Origin of the sequence: Pseudoalteromonas sp. P1-13-1a (assembly GCF_001401875.1) — a bacterium.
Lineage (GTDB): Bacteria > Pseudomonadota > Gammaproteobacteria > Enterobacterales > Alteromonadaceae > Pseudoalteromonas.
The window spans coordinates 34,106-51,029 of record NZ_LKDV01000030.1; the positions used below are offsets into that span (position 1 = coordinate 34,106).

Consider the following 16,924-nt stretch of genomic DNA (forward strand, 5'->3'; position numbering starts at 1 on the left):
AGAATAAAAAAGTGACAATAATGTTGCAAGTATGTGATGCCTTAATGAATGTTAACTTAGTTCAGCAAATAACGTAGGCATAAAAAAACGCCGCAAGTGCGGCGTTTAATATAGCGTAATTAGCGTGTATTACATTGCTTTAAAGCGTGCTTCTAGCTGCTCTTGTGCATCTGCGAATGAGCGAATGCCTTCAGCTAGCTTTTCAGTGGCCATTGCATCTTGGTTATGTAACCAACGGAACTGCGACTCAGTAAGTGGAGCAGGCTTTGGCTCTTTAGGAATATCACTTTGTAGTAAGTACTCTTCTGCGCCTTCTAAATTGCCTAAGTCTTCTAGTAGATTAGGGCTAATTGTTAGCTTGTCACACCCTGTAAGCGCAATAATTTCGCCGGTATTACGGAAGCTCGCGCCCATAACAACGGTTTTGTAATCATGGCGTTTATAAAACTCAAAAATGCTACGTACTGATTGAACACCTGGATCTTGTAGCGGATCGGTTGGTTTTTCCATACCATTTGCTACGTGCCAATCTAAAATACGGCCAACAAATGGCGATATTAAAAATACGTTTGCATCAGCACATGCACGTGCTTGAGCATCGCTAAATAATAAAGTTAGGTTACATTTAGTGCCTTCTTTTTCTAGTTGCTCAGCAGCTTTAATACCTTCCCATGTAGACGCAACTTTAATTAAAATTTTGTCTTTGCTTACACCTTCTTTTTCATAAAGGCTAAGCAGGGTGTGTGCTTTATCAATAGTTGCTTGGGTGTCGAATGATAAACGAGCATCTACTTCAGTAGAAATATAACCAGGTACAATTTCGCTAATTTCTTTACCAATTAATACGGCAAAGTAGTCACATGCAAGTTCAAGCTGTTTAGCTGCATCTTGCTCTGTTTCTTTTGCATAGCTCCAAGCTTTATCTAGATAAGGCTTGTATGCTTCAATCTCGCTTGCTTTTAATAAAAGCGACGGGTTTGTGGTTGCATCTTCTGGTTGATGCTTTTTGATCGCTTCAATATCGCCAGTGTCGGCTACGATAGATGAATGTTGTTTTAGCCTTTGTAGAGCGCTAGTCATTTGCCTTCCTCATTCCAAGCAAGTTAAAAGAAAATCTAAACTACCTTAATATAAGTATTCAATACTGCAACAGTGTGACAATGCTTGATAGGTCTTATGTCCTTATCAATAGAAAAACGACGATGCATGATTTATTAAGGTAGGATTTAGGCCATTGCGATTAATTTTCAATGGTATTTTATAAACAAAACGTGCTTTTCGTCTCATTTAATGTTGAAATTGACATTAAATAAATTACAAGTCAATAGCTAACTATGATCACTGTTATTTCACCAGCAAAAAATCTTGATTACGAAACGCCACCCGCAACAGATAAGTTCACTCAGCCTGAATTACTAGAGCACAGCGAAGAGCTCATGAAAGTATGCCGTGAACTAACGCCTGCGCAAATTGGCAGTCTAATGAAAATTAGCGATAAGCTTGCAGGGCTTAACGCTGCACGCTTTAGTGAATGGTCACAACCGTTTACGCAAAGCAATGCTAAACAGGCGGTACTAGCTTTTAACGGCGATGTGTACGGTGGTTTAGATGCCGCAACACTCACTGCAGCTAACCTTGATTATGCGCAAAGTCACTTACGTATACTTTCAGGTTTATACGGCTTATTAAAGCCGCTTGATTTAATGCAAGCCTACCGCCTAGAAATGGGCACTAAGCTTGATAACCCTCGCGGGAAAAATTTGTATGAGTTTTGGGGCAGCATTATTGCGAATAAATTAAACGAGGAATTAAAAGCGCAAGACGCACAATACCTCGTTAACCTTGCTTCAAATGAGTACTTTAAAGCGGTAGATAAAAAAGCGCTTAATGCGCAAATAATTACGCCGCATTTTAAAGACTGCAAAAATGGTCAATATAAAGTAATTAGCTTTTACGCTAAAAAAGCACGCGGCATGATGGCCCGTTACATCATAGAAAACCAAGTAACGCAGTTGAGCCAATTAAAAGAGTTTAGTGTGGCGGGTTATTACTTTAGCCCTGAAGCAACCACTAAAGATCTTGAGCCTGTATTTATGCGCGACGAGCAAAACTAGCGTTTATACCCAGCAAACAATGAGTTAAAAAGCCATGCAATGCATGGCTTTTTTTATGCTGGCGCTAAACTTGCTAACTTCACCTACTATTAATGAAATAAAAAACAGATAGGTGTAAAAATATGATCAGTATTCCCTCAGTTGGCGAAGCCGAAAAGCTTATAGAAGAAAAACTTGGCGGTTGGTTTGATGTTGTAATTAGCCATATCCCAAACTTTATTGTAGCTGTTGTAATCGCTATTTTGTTTTCAATAATAGCGCGCTTTGCCGGCCAGCTAATGAAAAACCTATTAAGGCGCTCACTCGACTCTAAGCAAATAGCTGATTTAATGGCCTCTATTTTTAAAGTGATTGTGTTATGCGTAGGTTTATTTATAGCACTTGATTTTATGGGGCTAAAAGGCACTGTAACATCGTTACTAGCGGGTGCAGGTATTGTGGGTTTAGCCATAGGTTTCGCATTTCAAGACATGACCGAAAACCTAATTGCCGGTATTGCTATGGGAATACGCAAACCATTTAAAGCGGGTGATGTAATTGAAACCGACGACGTATTTGGTTCAGTGCATTCTATAAACCTGCGTAACACGCTAATAGAGAGCTTTTACGGGCAGTTAATACTGGTACCTAACAAAGTATTATTTAGAAACGTGCTAAAAAATTACACCACGTTAGGCGTTAGACGCATAGAGGTACCGGTGGGTATTTCATATGGCGACGACATAGAAAAAGCCAAAGAAGTGATAGTAGATAAAATTAACGAATTTGACTTTGTAATACGTAAAGATGAAACCGCTGTATACGCAGAAGGTTTTGGCGACAGTAGTATTAATTTACTGGTGTGGTTTTGGATTAAATACCCAGGTGAGCCAGACTTTATGACAGTACGCCACAAGGGCGTAGTAGCCGTTAAACAAGCACTTGATGACGCTGATATTAGTATTCCATTCCCAATACGTACGTTAGATTTTGGCATTAAAGGCGGTGAAAAGCTCGATGCCATGATAAGTGATAAAATAAGCCAGCAATCAGCAAATAAAAAGGGTGATAATAATACTGATGCAAGCCAAGGTGAGTAAATAATTTAAAACTCACAACGCAAAAGCATTGGGAAATAGTTACCGACTATCAGCGCGTTTTTACAAAGTAAAAGCGCGCTTTTTGTATTAAAAAGGAATTGGTAAGCAAAAATACTTTAAGTTTTGCTACTCCCTTAAATACCCCGCGGGTATATGCACACTTTTTTACCCGATAGAGTCTTTCAGGCTCTAGCGCTTTCACATTGTTGCTAGTTTAAGCTAAGTAAAGCTAACCATCTACGCTGTTAATATTTCCAGCCTGCAATAGTACCAGCCCATAATAATGCTTAACTAATTTAAGAGCTCACACATGTGCTAGCTGCGTTAAAACCGCTGCAACTATAACAACTGCATCAGCGAGGTTACCCTATATTAAAATAGATTAATTAAATTACTACTGACGTTGGTTAAAGCTCTACAGAGTTTGTCGCTTCTTAAAGAACGTTTATATGAGTAGGGCACTGTGTGTTTTTTGTGTGAAGGGAGTAAGCTAAAAGGCATTTACTAAGCTATTTAAACTGGTTTATGAATAGGTTTGCCGCCGTTGAGATTATGTAGGCCATAAAAAGCGCCGCTTGTGTTGGAGTAACAAGCAGCGCTGAGGAATAAGTTAGGAAGAAGGTATTTTAAATAACACTAATTTTATTACGGATAATTTTAACGCCATCCATGTTTTCTAAAAACTTTTGTGCAAGTGCACGCTGAAAACCTGTTTGCGCTTCACCGTATAAATCTACTTCACCGTCTTCAACCTGCACGCGAATATCGTTTAATGCTAAATTTGGGTTAGTGCGTAACGTGTTGGTGATTGTTTGTTGTAAGTTAGGTTGAGTAGCCACACTGCTTACTACGGCTAAGTTAGTTGCTGCACTTACTTTTGTAGCGCAAGCTAATAAAAATAAACAACAAAATGATACTAAAGCGATAGTTAACTTAAAGCGGTTCATAACTTTATCCTTACATTACGGTTAATTGTGCAGCTGTTCTTAGCTGAGTTACTATCTCAGTTACAATTTCGATGCCAATTTTAATGCTTTGAAATATAAGGGTATTTTATTAATAAAGAATTCAGGTGGGCAATAATTACATTTTAATGGGAATGAGTTACATGCTTGGGTTACATTTGTAACGGGTACAAATAAGCCGGCAATGGCCGGCTTATTTAGGGGGTTATTTCTTTTTGTTTTTAGCTTTGGCTTTTTTCTTGGCCTTCATTTTAACAGGGTCTTTACGCTTTTTAGCGGGTGGCTTAGCTTCTTTATGCTGTGGCTCAAGCCCTTTAATTATACGACGCTTAAGCTTTTGCTCAGTGTAGCGTTCAACCTTGTATAAAATACCAATGTCGTGTGCTTCAACTAATGAGATAGCAATCCCTTTTTTACCAGCACGGCCAGTACGGCCAATACGATGTACATAAACATCGGCTGTGCGTGGCATGTCAAAGTTAATGACGTGGCTAATATCAGAAACATCAATACCGCGGGCCGCGACATCGGTGGCTATTAATATGCGCGTTTTGCCACTGTGGAAATTTTCCATCGCTTTCATGCGCTTATCTTGCGGCATTTCGCCACGCAGCCACGCGGCTTTTACGCCATTGTTAGTTAGCTCACCAATTAGGGTTTCTAGGCGCTCACGGGTTTTTACAAACACAATGGCTTTACTTACATCTGGGCCGTTTAGGGTATTAACCAACAGCTCAAGCTTGTGGTGGTAGTCATCAGCAAGGTGCACCCATTGATGAATTTTTGCTTTTTCTTTACGCGACGATTCGGCTTCAAGTAAAGCTGGGTCGTTTAAAATACGCTCTGCAAATAACTCAACGCTATCGCCTTCTAAAGTCGCAGAGAATAAAAAGCACTGACGACGATTTTTAGCTTCGTCACATATGCGTAGCATTTCTTTTCTAAAGCCCATATCTAACATGCGGTCGGCTTCATCAAGAATAAGCATTTCTACGTTTTCGGCATGGAAATTTTCGGTTTCAAGGTATTCCATTAAACGCCCAGGTGTGGCGATTAAAATATCGTTATTGTTTTCAAAAATTTCTTTGTGGGTACCGTAGTTTATACCGCCTGTTACTACACCAATTTTAAGGTGAGTGCCTTTAGCAAGCAGTTCACATTGCTCATGAATTTGATAAGCCAGTTCACGGGTTGGGGTCATTATTAGCACACGTGCAAAACCTGGGTCGCGACGTGGAAAATCCATTAAGTATTGAATAGCCGGAATTAAAAATGCCGCCGTTTTACCTGTGCCAGTAGGTGCTGATGCTAAAATATCGCGACCTTGCAGCGCTTCAGGTATAGCTTGTTGTTGAATGCTGGTTGGTGTCTCGTAGCCCATTTTATCAATGGCGTTGAGGAGTTTAGTATCAAGATCAAATTCAGAAAATTGCATAGAGTGTCTAAAATAAGGGACAATTACTTGCAATTATACGCGCTATACGCCAGTTGGTGAATGAAAAGGTGAAAAAATGTCAGGGTTTACGTTTAAACAATTTAAGGTTGAGCACGATAAGTGCGCCATGAAGGTCTCAACCGATGGCATTTTACTTGGTGCATGGGCGTATTTAAAAGGGGCCAACACATTACTCGATATAGGCACAGGCACCGGTCTGCTGGCGCTTATGTGTAAACAGCGCCAACCGGCACTTAGCATAACCGCAGTTGAAGTTGATGAAGCGGCTTACAATCAGGCACAACAAAATATAGCCTCTAGCCCGTGGCCCAATATCACAGTAAAGCACACCACTATACAAGCGTTTAAACAAGCGGCGCCATTTGATGTGGTGATTTCTAACCCCCCTTATTTTAACCACAGCTTAAAAGGGCTAAGCGATGCCCGTAACACCGCACGCCATACCGATGGTTTAAGTTTTGACGAGCTAATAAATGCCTATATGCGTTTAAGTCATAAGCATTCGTGCTTTAACGTAATTTTACCCACCACAGAAGCGAGCCTATTTATTGAATTAGCAAAACAAAGCGGGCTTTATTTAAACGCGCATTGCCAAGTAAAAACCACACCAGGTAAAGCATTTAGCCGCAGCTTAATGCGCTTTAGCTTAATAAATACTTCGCCTGAGCTTACTTCCCTATGCATAAAAAATGAAAACAATTGCTACAGCGATGATTATATTGCGTTATGTAAAGCGTTTTACTTGAAGATGTAATTTTAAGGCAGGTAATTATCTAGTAATAAAGGATAGTTTACCCATTATGCATACGTATTCAGTTTTTATTTGAGCAACTCTCAAACTAGTGTTAACCACTTGTAAATAACGTCGAGTATGTTGTTTAACTCGCCCAACACTGGAAACACACACTATGAAACTGAATAAAATGATCACCACTGCAGGTTTTAGTTTAGGTTTAACCTTACCAAGTTTAGTATCGGCTGCGCCTACAACATTTGTGCATTTATTTGAATGGAATTGGCAAGATGTAGCCCAAGAATGTGAGCAGTTTTTAGGACCAAAAGGGTACGCTGCTGTACAGGTGTCTCCGCCTAACGAGCATATTACAGGTAGCCAATGGTGGACTCGCTATCAACCGGTGAGCTACCAACTACAAAGCCGAGGCGGTAACCGTTCGCAATTTATAGATATGGTTAATCGCTGTAACGCCGCAGGCGTCGATATATATGTTGATACATTAATAAACCATATGGCAGCCGGCAGTGGTACGGGCACTGCTGGTAACACTTTTGGTAATAAACAATACCCTATTTATAGCCCACAAGATTTTCACGAAAGTTGCTCTATTAACCCAGAAGATTACGGTAATAACCGTTATCGCGTGCAAAATTGTGAGCTAGTAGGGCTGGCTGATTTAAACACTTCTTCAAATTATGTGCAAAATACATTAGCGGCATATACTAATGACCTTCAAGCTATGGGTGTTAAAGGTTTTAGGTTTGATGCTGCTAAGCATGTTGCTGCAAGTGATATTCAAAGTTTAATGGCAAAAATAAATGGCTCGCCTGTGGTGTTTCATGAGGTGATAGATCAAGGTACTGAAGCGGTTGCTGCCTCAGAGTATTTAAGTACAGGACTAGTTACCGAGTTTAAATACAGTACGCAGCTTGGTAATACCTTTAGAAATGGCTCGCTTGCATGGTTAAGTAATTTTGGTGAAGGCTGGGGCTTTATGCCAAGTTCATCAGCTGTGGTATTTGTAGATAACCACGACAATCAGCGCGGCCATGGTGGTGCGGGTAATGTAATTACCTTTGAAGATGGCCGTTTATACGACTTAGCTAACGTATTTATGTTGGCGTATCCGTATGGGTATCCAAAAGTAATGTCGAGTTATGATTTTCACGGCGATACAGATGCGGGTGGGCCAAGTGTACCGGTGCACAATAATGGTAATTTAGAATGTTTTGCAAGTAACTGGAAGTGTGAGCATCGTTGGTCTTATATTGCTGGTGGTGTCGATTTTAGAAATAACACAGCCGACAACTGGGTAGTAACAAATTGGTGGGATAACACCCATAACCAGATTGCATTTGGACGTGGTAGCTCTGGTCATATGGCAATTAATAAAGAAGACTCAACGCTTAATGCAACAATTCAAACAGGTATGGCGCCTGGACAGTACTGCAATGTGTTAAAAGGCGAGCTTTTGGGTAATGCTACTAGCTGTAGCGGTGAAGTAATAACAGTTAATAGCAACGGCACCATAAATTTAAATGTAGCGCCATGGGATGCAATAGCAATTCATAAAAATGCTAAGTTAACCCAAGGGACAGCACCTAATAATAGCGACTGGCAAAGAACCGTTGTTTTTATTAATGCTCAAACACAAAGCGGACAAGACATGTTTGTACGCGGTGGTATAGACCACAACTATGCAAATACAAACCTTGCTAGAAACTGCCAAACAACAAATGTTGAATGTGCTATGCCAATTCGCCATAACAATCTAAAAAACAACACCACAACACCTTGGAAAGCAAACGATAACTACCTAGATTGGTATGGAATTGAACAAGGCCAAAGCAGAGAAGCGCAAGGTACTGCCATGGATTGGACTACAAATGTTTGGCCAAGTGAATATGGCGCCCACAAATCGGTAACAGTAGATGGCTTTGGTGTTACACCCCTTAATATATGGGGCGAACACTATTGGATGCTTGATGTTGATATGGATTGCAGTAAAGCTGTGAACGGATGGTTTGAATTAAAAGCATTTATAAAAAATGGCCAAGAGTGGGAGGGCGATATAAGCCAAGCAAATACCCCCTATACAAGTACTAACCATATGGCACAGTGTGGCAAAATTAATATGTTTGAATTTAACAGCTCAAGTGTAGAGGTACGTGACTTTTAAATACGTACTTTAAAACGCGTACATTAAAAAACTATCAGCCAATTTAAAAACCAAGTGGGTTAACGCGCACTTGGTTTTTTACTTTTATATGTACCTAAATAGCAGTTTAATTTAATAGTGCGTTTATAAATCAGCTGGTATTATCGTTTTATTCGCCATTTTTAATTTAGGCAACACAATGAAAAAGTTAAACAAATTACCGTTACTAACAACACTCGCTGCGGCTTTATTTATAAGCCAAGGTGCGCTTGCAAACATGACTCCTGTTGGGCTTTGGAAAACCATAGATGAAGACACCAACGAGGCTAAATCGTATGTACGCATTACTCAAAATGATAAGGTGCTCAGTGGTAAAGTTGAGACTATTTTAGACCCAGCTAAACAAGACGGTATTTGTAAAGAGTGTGATGGGGCATTAAAAAATCAACCTATTTTAGGGATGACCATTATTACTGATGTAAAGCCAGAAGATGGTGGCGTGTGGGGCGATGGTGAAATACTTGACCCTACAAATGGTAAAACTTATACCGTGCAACTAACGCCGCAAAACGACGGTAAGACGTTAGAAGTGCGTGGTTATATTGGCTTTTTTTACCGTAACCAATATTGGCAACGCGTAGAGTAAGCTTTTTAAAAAGCGCCGCAAACGCAGCGCTTTTAATCCTGTTATAGCGTTTCGCTATACTCTGTCATTATTTGTTCGACCCAAGTGGCTATGCGCTCATCGCTTAGCTCGTATTGGCTATCTTCATCAAGGGCGAGGCCAACAAAGTGTTTGCCATCGGGGGTAAGTGCTTTTGACGCTTCAAACTCGTAGTTTTCATCGTTTGGCCAAAAACCAAGTTGCGTAAACGACTGGGTATTTATTTCATCGTGAAGCATACCAAGGGCGTCTTGAAACCATTGTCCGTAACCTTGTTGGTCGCCCATGCCAAATAAAGCAATGGTTTTACCATTTAGGTTTACATCTTTAATGTCGTCCCACTTAGACTCCCAGTCTTCTTGTATTTCTCCAAAATCCCATGTTGAAATACCAAAGATGATAAAGTCGTACTGCTCTGCATTTTTTAGTGGTTCGTCTTTAATATTGTGTAAGGTCACTACATCGGCGCCAATAAGGTCGCGAATTTTTTCTGCTGCCATCTCTGTGTAGCATGTAGTAGAGCCAAAAAATAAACCAATCTGCATCGTATTTATCACTGTGTAATTGCCTGTTATGATAGGGCGCAGTTTACCGTAAGGTATTTTTAATTGATACCTTCTACCGTGGGTATTACCAACATGAGATCACAACGTGACAACGCTACCTGACGATTTACCTGAACCAAATACTGAGCTAACAAGCAATAGCGACTTTTTAGAAACCTTTTTAGATAGCTTGTACTTAGAGCAAGGTGTAAGCGAAAACACCCTTAGCGCGTATCGCAGTGACCTAGATAAGTTTTGTCAGTTTTTAAAAGGCGAAAGCTTAATGACGGTAACCAGCTTAGATATAGAAAGCTATCTAGCGTATCGCGTAGATTTAGGGTTAAAACCACGTAGCACGGCTCGCAGCATAAGTGCGTTAAAGCGGTTTTATCAGTATTTTGTACGTGAAAAACGTATCACAAGCTCACCGCTTGAAAACATTGCGCAACCAAAAGCGGGTCAATCGTTACCTAAAACGCTCTCAGAAGCCGAAGTAGAGGCATTATTAAGTGCGCCCAATATTGAAGAGCCAATGGGGCTGCGCGATAAAGCCATGCTAGAGCTACTTTATGCAACAGGCTTACGTGTAACCGAACTTGTAGGGCTGCGTATGGAGCAAATTAACTTGCGCCAGTCGGTTGTGTTTGTAAAAGGTAAAGGCAACAAAGAGCGCTTAGTACCTTTAGGTGAAGAGGCGATGTACTGGCTTGAGCAGTTTTTAAAAGGGGGGCGTGCGCAAATGATAAAACATGCCACCGATTTTGTGTTTCCTTCAAAACGCGGTGTAGGTATGACCCGACAAACCTTTTGGCATCGTATTAAACACTATGCTATTTTGGCGTCTATTGAGTCAGATTTATCGCCGCATACATTGCGTCATGCCTTTGCAACACATTTACTTAATCATGGTGCCGACTTAAGAGTAGTGCAGATGATGTTAGGGCACAGTGATTTGTCAACCACACAAATTTATACCCATGTTGCCAATGAGCGATTAAAATCGGTACACTCAGAGCATCATCCGCGCGCTTAATATGAAATTTATTATCAGCTTAGCGGTCAATTTAGTATGTATTATTAGATAGAGAAAATTATGAAAAAATTAATGTTAGCAAGTGCAATGTTGTGCACAAGTATGAGTGCATTTGCAAATGGCGAAGCCACAACGCCAGATGCTAATGATCCTATAGTTACTAAATTTGCCACGTTAGGTGTAACCGTTAAGCAAATAAATCCAAGCCCTGTTGCTGGTTTAAAAGAGCTTATTACAAATAAAGGTGTACTTTACGCCAGCCCAGATGGCCAGTTCTTAATGCAAGGCACATTGATTGATCTAAACAACCGTAGCAACTTAACCGAGCAAGCGCTAAATGGTGTACGTGTTGAAGGCATTAAAGAATATGAAGACTCAATGATTGTTTATAAAGCGCCAAACGAAAAACACCAAATTACTGTATTTACAGATATTAGCTGTGGCTATTGCCGTAAATTACATCGCGAACTAGACGACTTGCTTGATGCAGGCATTACTGTTCGTTATTTAGCGTTTCCGCGTGGAGGGCTGCAAGGTTCGGGTTACGCCGATTTAATGAATGTATGGTGTGCACGCGACCAACAAGAAGCCCTAACAGAAGCTAAATCGGGCGAAGATACAAAAGTGGTTGCCGGTTGTAGCGCACCAGTAGCCGAGCATTACCAGTTAGGCCAAAGCTTTGGTATTAGCGGTACGCCAGCCATTATTTTAGAAGATGGTACAATGATCCCTGGTTATCAGCCAGCAGCCGCACTAAGTGCAGCGCTTGAGGCAAACAAAGCGTCTTAATAAGGCGCTTGCGTTTATTAAAAGGCCGTAATGGCCTTTTTTTGTTTTTATTTTGAATTTATAAGTAAACCTCAGCATGAAAAAACTGATCATTGCGCGCGAAAATGTAGACGATTCTTACCTGCCAAGCGATCTGCACCCTGTTATTAAACAAATTTATGCCACACGTAACGTGCAAAATGCACACGAGCTAAATAATAGTGCAGCCACGCTAATCGACTTTAAACTGTTTAAAGACATCGACAAAGCCACCGAGCTATTAATTGATGCGCTGAATGCGCAAAGTCGCATTTTAATTGTTGGCGACTTCGATGCCGATGGCGCAACCAGTACTGCCACCTTAATGCAAGGCTTAGCCATGTTTGGCTTTAACAACTTAGACTACCTAGTACCAGACAGGTTTAGCTTAGGTTATGGCTTAAGCCCAGCGCTTGCTGAGCAAATTGTTGATATAAAACCAGAGCTGGTTATTACGGTAGATAACGGTATTTCGTGTATTGCAGGCATAGACATATTAAAAAAAGTGGGCATTAAAGTACTGGTTACTGATCACCACTTACAAGGTGAGCAGCTCCCTAATGCCGATGCAATTGTTAACCCAAACCGCCATGATTGTAGTTTTCCTTCAAAATCTATTGCCGGTGTAGGCGTTGCCTTTTACTTGCTTATAGCCCTTAGAAGCACGCTGCGTGAGCAAGGCTACTTTGAAAACCACGCTATGCCAAACTTGGCCGACCTACTTGATATAGTTGCCCTTGGCACTGTAGCTGATGTCGTTGCGCTTGATGCAAATAACCGCACTTTAGTGCACCAAGGTTTAGCACGTATTCGCAGTGGTAAAACACGCCCAGGTATAACGGCACTTATTGAAGTGGCTAACCGAAATGCCGCACGATTAAGCGCCAGTGACTTTGGTTTTTCGCTTGCGCCGCGTTTAAATGCCGCAGGGCGATTAGACGATATGAGCTTAGGTATAGCGTGCCTATTAAGCACTGATATAAACCAAGCAAGGCGCATTGCCAGTGAGCTTGATAGCTTAAACCATGCACGGCGTGAAATAGAGCAGGGCATGCAAGCCGAGGCGCAAGCTGTACTTGATAGACTCGCCTTTAACGACGACAACATTCCCGATGCTATTTGTTTATACCAAGAGGATTGGCACCAAGGTGTTATTGGTATTTTAGCGGGCCGCTTAAAAGAAAAATACCACCGCCCAACCGTTATTTTTGCTGGTGGCGAAAACGGTGAAATAAAAGGTTCGTGCCGCTCAATTGAGGGGCTACACATGCGCGACCTACTCGAAGGGCTAAATACCACCGACCCGCACTTAATTAATAAATTTGGCGGCCACGCCATGGCGGCAGGCTTGAGTATTAATGAGCAAAATTTTAATGACTTTAAAAATGCGTTTGATGCCGCTGTAAGTGCGCAGCTGAGCGAAGAAAGTAAACGCTGTATTGTATTTACCGACGGCGAGCTGCCAAACGAGTGCTTTACAATGGACTTTGCCCAACTATTAAAGCAATCAGGCCCGTGGGGGCAGCAATTTCCTGAGCCGGTATTTGAGCACACCTTTGAAGTTATTCAACAGCGTATAGTCGGCGAAAAACACTTAAAGCTGGTGCTTAAACATCAATCAGGGCGATTAGTTGACGCCATTGCCTTTGGCATTGATGTAAAAGCATGGCCCGACACCGAAGCTCGTTTTGTTAAAGTGGCGTATCAGCTCGACATAAATGAATTTAGAGGCAAGTTTAGCTTGCAATTAATAGTAAGAGAGCTTGAAAAAGTGCATTAAAAAATATGCACAATGCATGCATAAAAGGCTAATAAAGCGCGCGGTTTTTTGTTAAAATCGGGCGTTTTTATCATTTGACGATAATTTATTGCGTTTAGTGCTAATTTTAGCGCGCAATAATCTAGCCATTTTGGAGTAATGTACATGTTTGAAGTGAATCCTGTGATTAATCAAATCAAGGAAATTCGCGAACGTACTGAACTGCTTCGGGGGTACCTTTGACTACGCTCATAAACAAGAGCGCCTAGAAGAAGTAAACGCCGAACTTGAAGATTCAGCCGTATGGAATGAACCTGAGCGCGCACAAGCACTTGGCCGTGAAAAATCAGCCTTAGAGGCCGTTGTTGAGACAATCGACAACCTAGTAGCCGGTGCTGACGACGTAGAAGGTTTATTAGAGCTTGCAGTAGAAGCAGAAGACGAAGACACGTTTGTTGAAGCGCAAACCGAACTAGAAGGCTTAAATAAACAGCTTGAGGGTTTAGAGTTTCGTCGTATGTTTTCGGGCTCTCACGATGCAAACGACGCTTACCTTGATTTACAGTCGGGGTCGGGCGGTACTGAAGCGCAAGACTGGTGTAACATGTTATTACGCATGTATTTACGCTGGGGCGAAGCTAAAGGCTTTAAAGTTGAGCTAGTAGAAGCAACTGACGGCGATGTAGCCGGCATTAAAGGTGCAACAGTACGCTTTGTGGGCGAATACGCATACGGTTGGCTGCGCACAGAAACAGGGGTACACCGTTTAGTACGTAAAAGCCCATTTGACTCAAGTGGTCGTCGTCATACCTCGTTTGCCTCTGCCTTTGTTTACCCAGAAGTAGATGACAATATTGAAATTGATATTAATCCGGCTGACTTACGTATAGATGTTTACCGTGCATCGGGCGCGGGTGGTCAGCACGTTAATACCACCGAGTCGGCAGTACGTATTACTCACGTACCGACCAACACGGTTGTACAGTGTCAAAATGAGCGCTCGCAACATAAAAATAAAGCCCAAGCAATGAAGCAGTTAAAAGCAAAATTATTTGAGCTTGAACTTCAGCAGCAAAATGCTGAAAAGCAATCGCAAGAAGACGCAAAATCGGATATTGGCTGGGGAAGCCAAATTCGTTCTTATGTACTTGATGATGCACGTATTAAAGACTTACGAACTGGCGTTGAAAACCGTAATACGCAATCGGTACTTGACGGCAACCTAGACAAATTTATTGAAGCCAGCCTAAAATCTGGCCTATAACCACCAAGCTAAAAAAGAGCTAAAAAATGACTGATCAAATCCAAGACGAAAATAAGTTAATCGCTGAGCGTCGCGGCAAATTAGACGCTATTCGCGAAAATTGCCCAGCCAACGGTCATCCTAATCAGTTCCGTCGTGAACATTACACGGCTGATTTACAGGCTGAGTTTGGTGATAAGAGTAAAGAAGAGCTGGTAGAGCTTGCGCACGTTGTATCAATTGCTGGCCGTATTTTAGCTAAGCGTGGTCCTTTTATGGCCATTCAAGATATGAAAGGCCGCGTTCAAGCTTACGCATCTAAAGATGTGCAAAAAGATTTAAAAGCAAAATATGGCCAACTAGATATTGGCGATATTATTGGTGTTAAAGGCGCACTTAATAAATCAGGTAAAGGCGATTTATACGTAGAAATGACCGAGTACGAACTACTTACTAAGTCACTACGCCCATTACCAGAGAAGTTTCATGGCTTATCAGATCAGGAAACTAAGTACCGCCAACGTTATGTTGATTTAATTACTAACGAAGCAACGCGTGAAACATTCCGTATTCGTTCACAAGTAGTTGAAGGCATTCGTCGCTTTTTAGCAGAGCGCGACTTTATGGAAGTAGAAACGCCAATGCTACAGGTTATTCCTGGCGGTGCATCTGCGCGTCCGTTTGTGACCCACCATAACGCACTTGATATAGACATGTACTTACGTATAGCGCCAGAGCTTTACCTTAAGCGTTTAGTGGTAGGTGGTTTTGACCGCGTATTTGAAATTAACCGTAACTTCCGTAACGAAGGGTTATCAACGCGTCACAACCCAGAATTCACTATGATTGAGTTCTACCAAGCGTACGCTGATTACATCGATTTAATGAACATTACCGAAGACATGCTACGTACAGTTGCAACTAACGTTTTAGGTAGCCCAATCGTTGTTAATACAACGAAAGACGAAAACGGCGACGTTATCGACTCAGTAGAGTACGACTTTGGCAAACCGTTTGAGCGCCTAAGCATGGCTGATGCTATCTTAAAATATAACCCTGAGTTTGATGCTGCGGTATTTAATGACCCAGAAAACCACTTTGAAGAATTAAAAGCGTACGCTAAACAAGTGCACGTTAAAATTCCTGAAAATTGTGTATGGGGCCCAGGTAAGTTTTTATGTGAAATATTTGAAGAGACGGCTGAGCACATGCTTATCCAACCTACATTTATTACAGGCTACCCGTGGGAAGTATCGCCACTTGCGCGCCGTAACGACGAAAACCCATTTGTTACCGACCGCTTTGAGTTTTTTGTTGGCGGACGTGAGCTTGCAAATGGCTTCTCGGAGCTTAACGATGCACAAGACCAAGCTGAGCGCTTTACTCGCCAAGTTGAAGAAAAAGACGCCGGCGATGATGAAGCAATGCACTACGATGAAGACTACATACGCGCACTAGAGTACGGCTTACCGCCTACTGCCGGTGAAGGTATTGGTATTGACCGCTTAGTCATGTTATTTACTGATTCACCAACCATTAAAGATGTTATTTTGTTCCCGCACATGCGCCCACAAGCTGACTAAGCTTTAACAAAATAAACGTAAAAACGCCGCTAAATTTTAGCGGCGTTTTTGTGTGAGTATAAAAATAAGCGCCAATGCAGAAAAAGTTGGAGAGTAAATTGCTCTATAAAAATAGACGAAAGAGAGGATAAAATTTCGCTTTTTAATTAATTAGTACTAAAATAAATTTTAAAGCTAGTTATTAATGGTTAATTCAGATTGGGTTCTTTACTGTAGCTCTGTATTAAATATCCTTAATAACGGTGCTACAACGTAATTTATGACTGTTTTTTAAACATTATGTTGTATTTATGTAAAAAACTTAGCTAGAATACGCCAAAATTTTGAGCTGGGTTAAAATAGCACGCTAAATATGAATTCTCAAATGGACTTAGAATATAATATGAAAGACAACCGAGTTGAAGAATCGCCAGAAACCGATACAACAGAGCAAAAGCGACAAGCCTATTACAGAGCCTGTATTGCAGAGTTTCAGCAATTAGGTTACCAAGAGCAATATTTAGCGCAGCTAAAAGATGATTTAGTGCCTTTAATGGGCGTTAACCCGCAAGACAAAAACATTTAAATCGTATACTTTTCAAACCAATTATATAATTAATGCCTACTTATGCGCGTTCTCTAACCAGATAGTCATTTTTGACATAAAAGTGTTTGACATATTTTCTGAAATCTTTATTATACGCCCCACAAGACGGAGAGGTGTCCGAGTGGCCGAAGGAGCTCCCCTGCTAAGGGAGTATAGAGTTTGTAGCTCTATCGAGGGTTCGAATCCCTCCTTCTCC

General features: G+C 41.2%; 15 protein-coding genes and 1 tRNA gene. 12 read left to right on the forward strand and 4 right to left on the reverse strand.

Annotated features, from left to right (window positions below; all coding sequences use genetic code 11):
- Nucleotides 1-129: 129 nt before the first annotated feature.
- Entirely contained in the window at nt 130-1,080 is a 951-nt protein-coding gene (tal, locus tag AN391_RS16075; RefSeq protein ID WP_054983753.1) for a transaldolase, read from the reverse strand.
- 254 nt (nt 1,081-1,334) lie between these two features.
- On the opposite strand from tal, the gene yaaA reads away from it, so the two are divergent.
- Nucleotides 1,335-2,114 (forward strand): peroxide stress protein YaaA, encoded by a 780-nt coding sequence (yaaA, locus tag AN391_RS16080; protein ID WP_055016339.1) that lies wholly within the window; start codon nt 1,335-1,337, stop codon nt 2,112-2,114.
- A gap of 122 nt (nt 2,115-2,236) precedes the next feature.
- Nucleotides 2,237-3,193, forward strand: a complete 957-nt coding sequence (locus AN391_RS16085) for a mechanosensitive ion channel family protein (protein ID WP_055016340.1) — start codon at nt 2,237-2,239, stop codon at nt 3,191-3,193.
- 626 nt (nt 3,194-3,819) lie between these two features.
- On the opposite strand, the gene AN391_RS16090 is transcribed toward AN391_RS16085, so the two are convergent.
- Nucleotides 3,820-4,140 (reverse strand): BON domain-containing protein, encoded by a 321-nt coding sequence (locus AN391_RS16090; protein ID WP_054983750.1) that lies wholly within the window; start codon nt 4,138-4,140, stop codon nt 3,820-3,822.
- A 223-nt stretch (nt 4,141-4,363) separates the two neighbouring features.
- The gene (gene srmB / locus AN391_RS16095) at nt 4,364-5,593 is read right to left on the reverse strand and encodes an ATP-dependent RNA helicase SrmB (protein WP_055016341.1); all 1,230 of its coding nucleotides are present in this window, start codon (nt 5,591-5,593) and stop codon (nt 4,364-4,366) included.
- 76 nt (nt 5,594-5,669) lie between these two features.
- Here srmB and AN391_RS16100 point away from each other — a divergent pair, with 76 nt between their 5' ends.
- The 3 genes from AN391_RS16100 (at nt 5,670) to AN391_RS16110 (ending at nt 9,154) form a co-directional block, all read left to right on the forward strand.
- Entirely contained in the window at nt 5,670-6,368 is a 699-nt protein-coding gene (locus AN391_RS16100; protein WP_055016342.1) for a tRNA1(Val) (adenine(37)-N6)-methyltransferase, read from the forward strand.
- A gap of 154 nt (nt 6,369-6,522) precedes the next feature.
- The gene (locus tag AN391_RS16105; RefSeq protein WP_055016343.1) at nt 6,523-8,529 is read left to right on the forward strand and encodes an alpha-amylase family protein; all 2,007 of its coding nucleotides are present in this window, start codon (nt 6,523-6,525) and stop codon (nt 8,527-8,529) included.
- Between the two features lie 178 nt (nt 8,530-8,707).
- Nucleotides 8,708-9,154: a DUF2147 domain-containing protein gene (locus tag AN391_RS16110; RefSeq protein WP_055016344.1), complete on the forward strand. Its 447-nt coding sequence runs from the start codon at nt 8,708-8,710 to the stop codon at nt 9,152-9,154.
- Nucleotides 9,155-9,195: 41 nt separating this feature from the next.
- Here the strand turns inward: AN391_RS16110 and fldB are convergent, their stop codons facing one another.
- Complete coding sequence (gene fldB / locus AN391_RS16115) at nt 9,196-9,717, reverse strand: flavodoxin FldB (protein ID WP_055016345.1); 522 nt, start codon at nt 9,715-9,717, stop codon at nt 9,196-9,198.
- Nucleotides 9,718-9,823: 106 nt separating this feature from the next.
- On the opposite strand from fldB, the gene xerD reads away from it, so the two are divergent.
- The 7 genes from xerD to AN391_RS16150 all read left to right on the forward strand — a co-directional run bounded on the left by xerD (nt 9,824) and on the right by AN391_RS16150 (nt 16,924).
- Nucleotides 9,824-10,750, forward strand: a complete 927-nt coding sequence (gene xerD, locus AN391_RS16120; RefSeq protein WP_055016346.1) for a site-specific tyrosine recombinase XerD — start codon at nt 9,824-9,826, stop codon at nt 10,748-10,750.
- A 60-nt stretch (nt 10,751-10,810) separates the two neighbouring features.
- Entirely contained in the window at nt 10,811-11,539 is a 729-nt protein-coding gene (gene dsbC, locus AN391_RS16125; RefSeq protein ID WP_055016347.1) for a bifunctional protein-disulfide isomerase/oxidoreductase DsbC, read from the forward strand.
- A 76-nt stretch (nt 11,540-11,615) separates the two neighbouring features.
- Nucleotides 11,616-13,337 carry a single-stranded-DNA-specific exonuclease RecJ gene (gene recJ, locus AN391_RS16130; RefSeq protein ID WP_055016348.1) on the forward strand — a complete coding sequence of 574 codons (1,722 nt, stop codon included), beginning with the start codon at nt 11,616-11,618 and terminating at the stop codon, nt 13,335-13,337.
- A 144-nt stretch (nt 13,338-13,481) separates the two neighbouring features.
- Nucleotides 13,482-14,580 (forward strand): peptide chain release factor 2 gene (gene prfB, locus AN391_RS16135; protein ID WP_096041210.1). Its coding sequence is split into 2 segments (ribosomal slippage): nt 13,482-13,556 and nt 13,558-14,580, totalling 1,098 coding nucleotides; the frame shifts between segments, so codons are not numbered across the junction.
- Between the two features lie 26 nt (nt 14,581-14,606).
- Nucleotides 14,607-16,142 (forward strand): lysine--tRNA ligase, encoded by a 1,536-nt coding sequence (gene lysS / locus AN391_RS16140; RefSeq protein WP_055016349.1) that lies wholly within the window; start codon nt 14,607-14,609, stop codon nt 16,140-16,142.
- Between the two features lie 382 nt (nt 16,143-16,524).
- Nucleotides 16,525-16,707 carry a hypothetical protein gene (locus tag AN391_RS16145; RefSeq protein WP_024031585.1) on the forward strand — a complete coding sequence of 61 codons (183 nt, stop codon included), beginning with the start codon at nt 16,525-16,527 and terminating at the stop codon, nt 16,705-16,707.
- A gap of 128 nt (nt 16,708-16,835) precedes the next feature.
- Nucleotides 16,836-16,924 (forward strand) — tRNA-Ser (locus AN391_RS16150).

Bases quoted from the DNA above. Each gene is read 5' to 3' on its own strand.
- lysS (WP_055016349.1), top strand. From the start codon at position 14,607: ATGACTGATCAAATCCAAGACGAAAATAAGTTAATCGCTGAGCGTCGC.
- srmB (WP_055016341.1), bottom strand. From the start codon at position 5,593: ATGCAATTTTCTGAATTTGATCTTGATACTAAACTCCTCAACGCCATT.
- fldB (WP_055016345.1), bottom strand. From the start codon at position 9,717: ATGCAGATTGGTTTATTTTTTGGCTCTACTACATGCTACACAGAGATG.
- recJ (WP_055016348.1), top strand. From the start codon at position 11,616: ATGAAAAAACTGATCATTGCGCGCGAAAATGTAGACGATTCTTACCTG.
- AN391_RS16100 (WP_055016342.1), top strand. From the start codon at position 5,670: ATGTCAGGGTTTACGTTTAAACAATTTAAGGTTGAGCACGATAAGTGC.
- yaaA (WP_055016339.1), top strand. From the start codon at position 1,335: ATGATCACTGTTATTTCACCAGCAAAAAATCTTGATTACGAAACGCCA.
- AN391_RS16085 (WP_055016340.1), top strand. From the start codon at position 2,237: ATGATCAGTATTCCCTCAGTTGGCGAAGCCGAAAAGCTTATAGAAGAA.
- AN391_RS16105 (WP_055016343.1), top strand. From the start codon at position 6,523: ATGAAACTGAATAAAATGATCACCACTGCAGGTTTTAGTTTAGGTTTA.
- dsbC (WP_055016347.1), top strand. From the start codon at position 10,811: ATGAAAAAATTAATGTTAGCAAGTGCAATGTTGTGCACAAGTATGAGT.
- AN391_RS16110 (WP_055016344.1), top strand. From the start codon at position 8,708: ATGAAAAAGTTAAACAAATTACCGTTACTAACAACACTCGCTGCGGCT.
- AN391_RS16090 (WP_054983750.1), bottom strand. From the start codon at position 4,140: ATGAACCGCTTTAAGTTAACTATCGCTTTAGTATCATTTTGTTGTTTA.
- AN391_RS16145 (WP_024031585.1), top strand. From the start codon at position 16,525: ATGAAAGACAACCGAGTTGAAGAATCGCCAGAAACCGATACAACAGAG.
- tal (WP_054983753.1), bottom strand. From the start codon at position 1,080: ATGACTAGCGCTCTACAAAGGCTAAAACAACATTCATCTATCGTAGCC.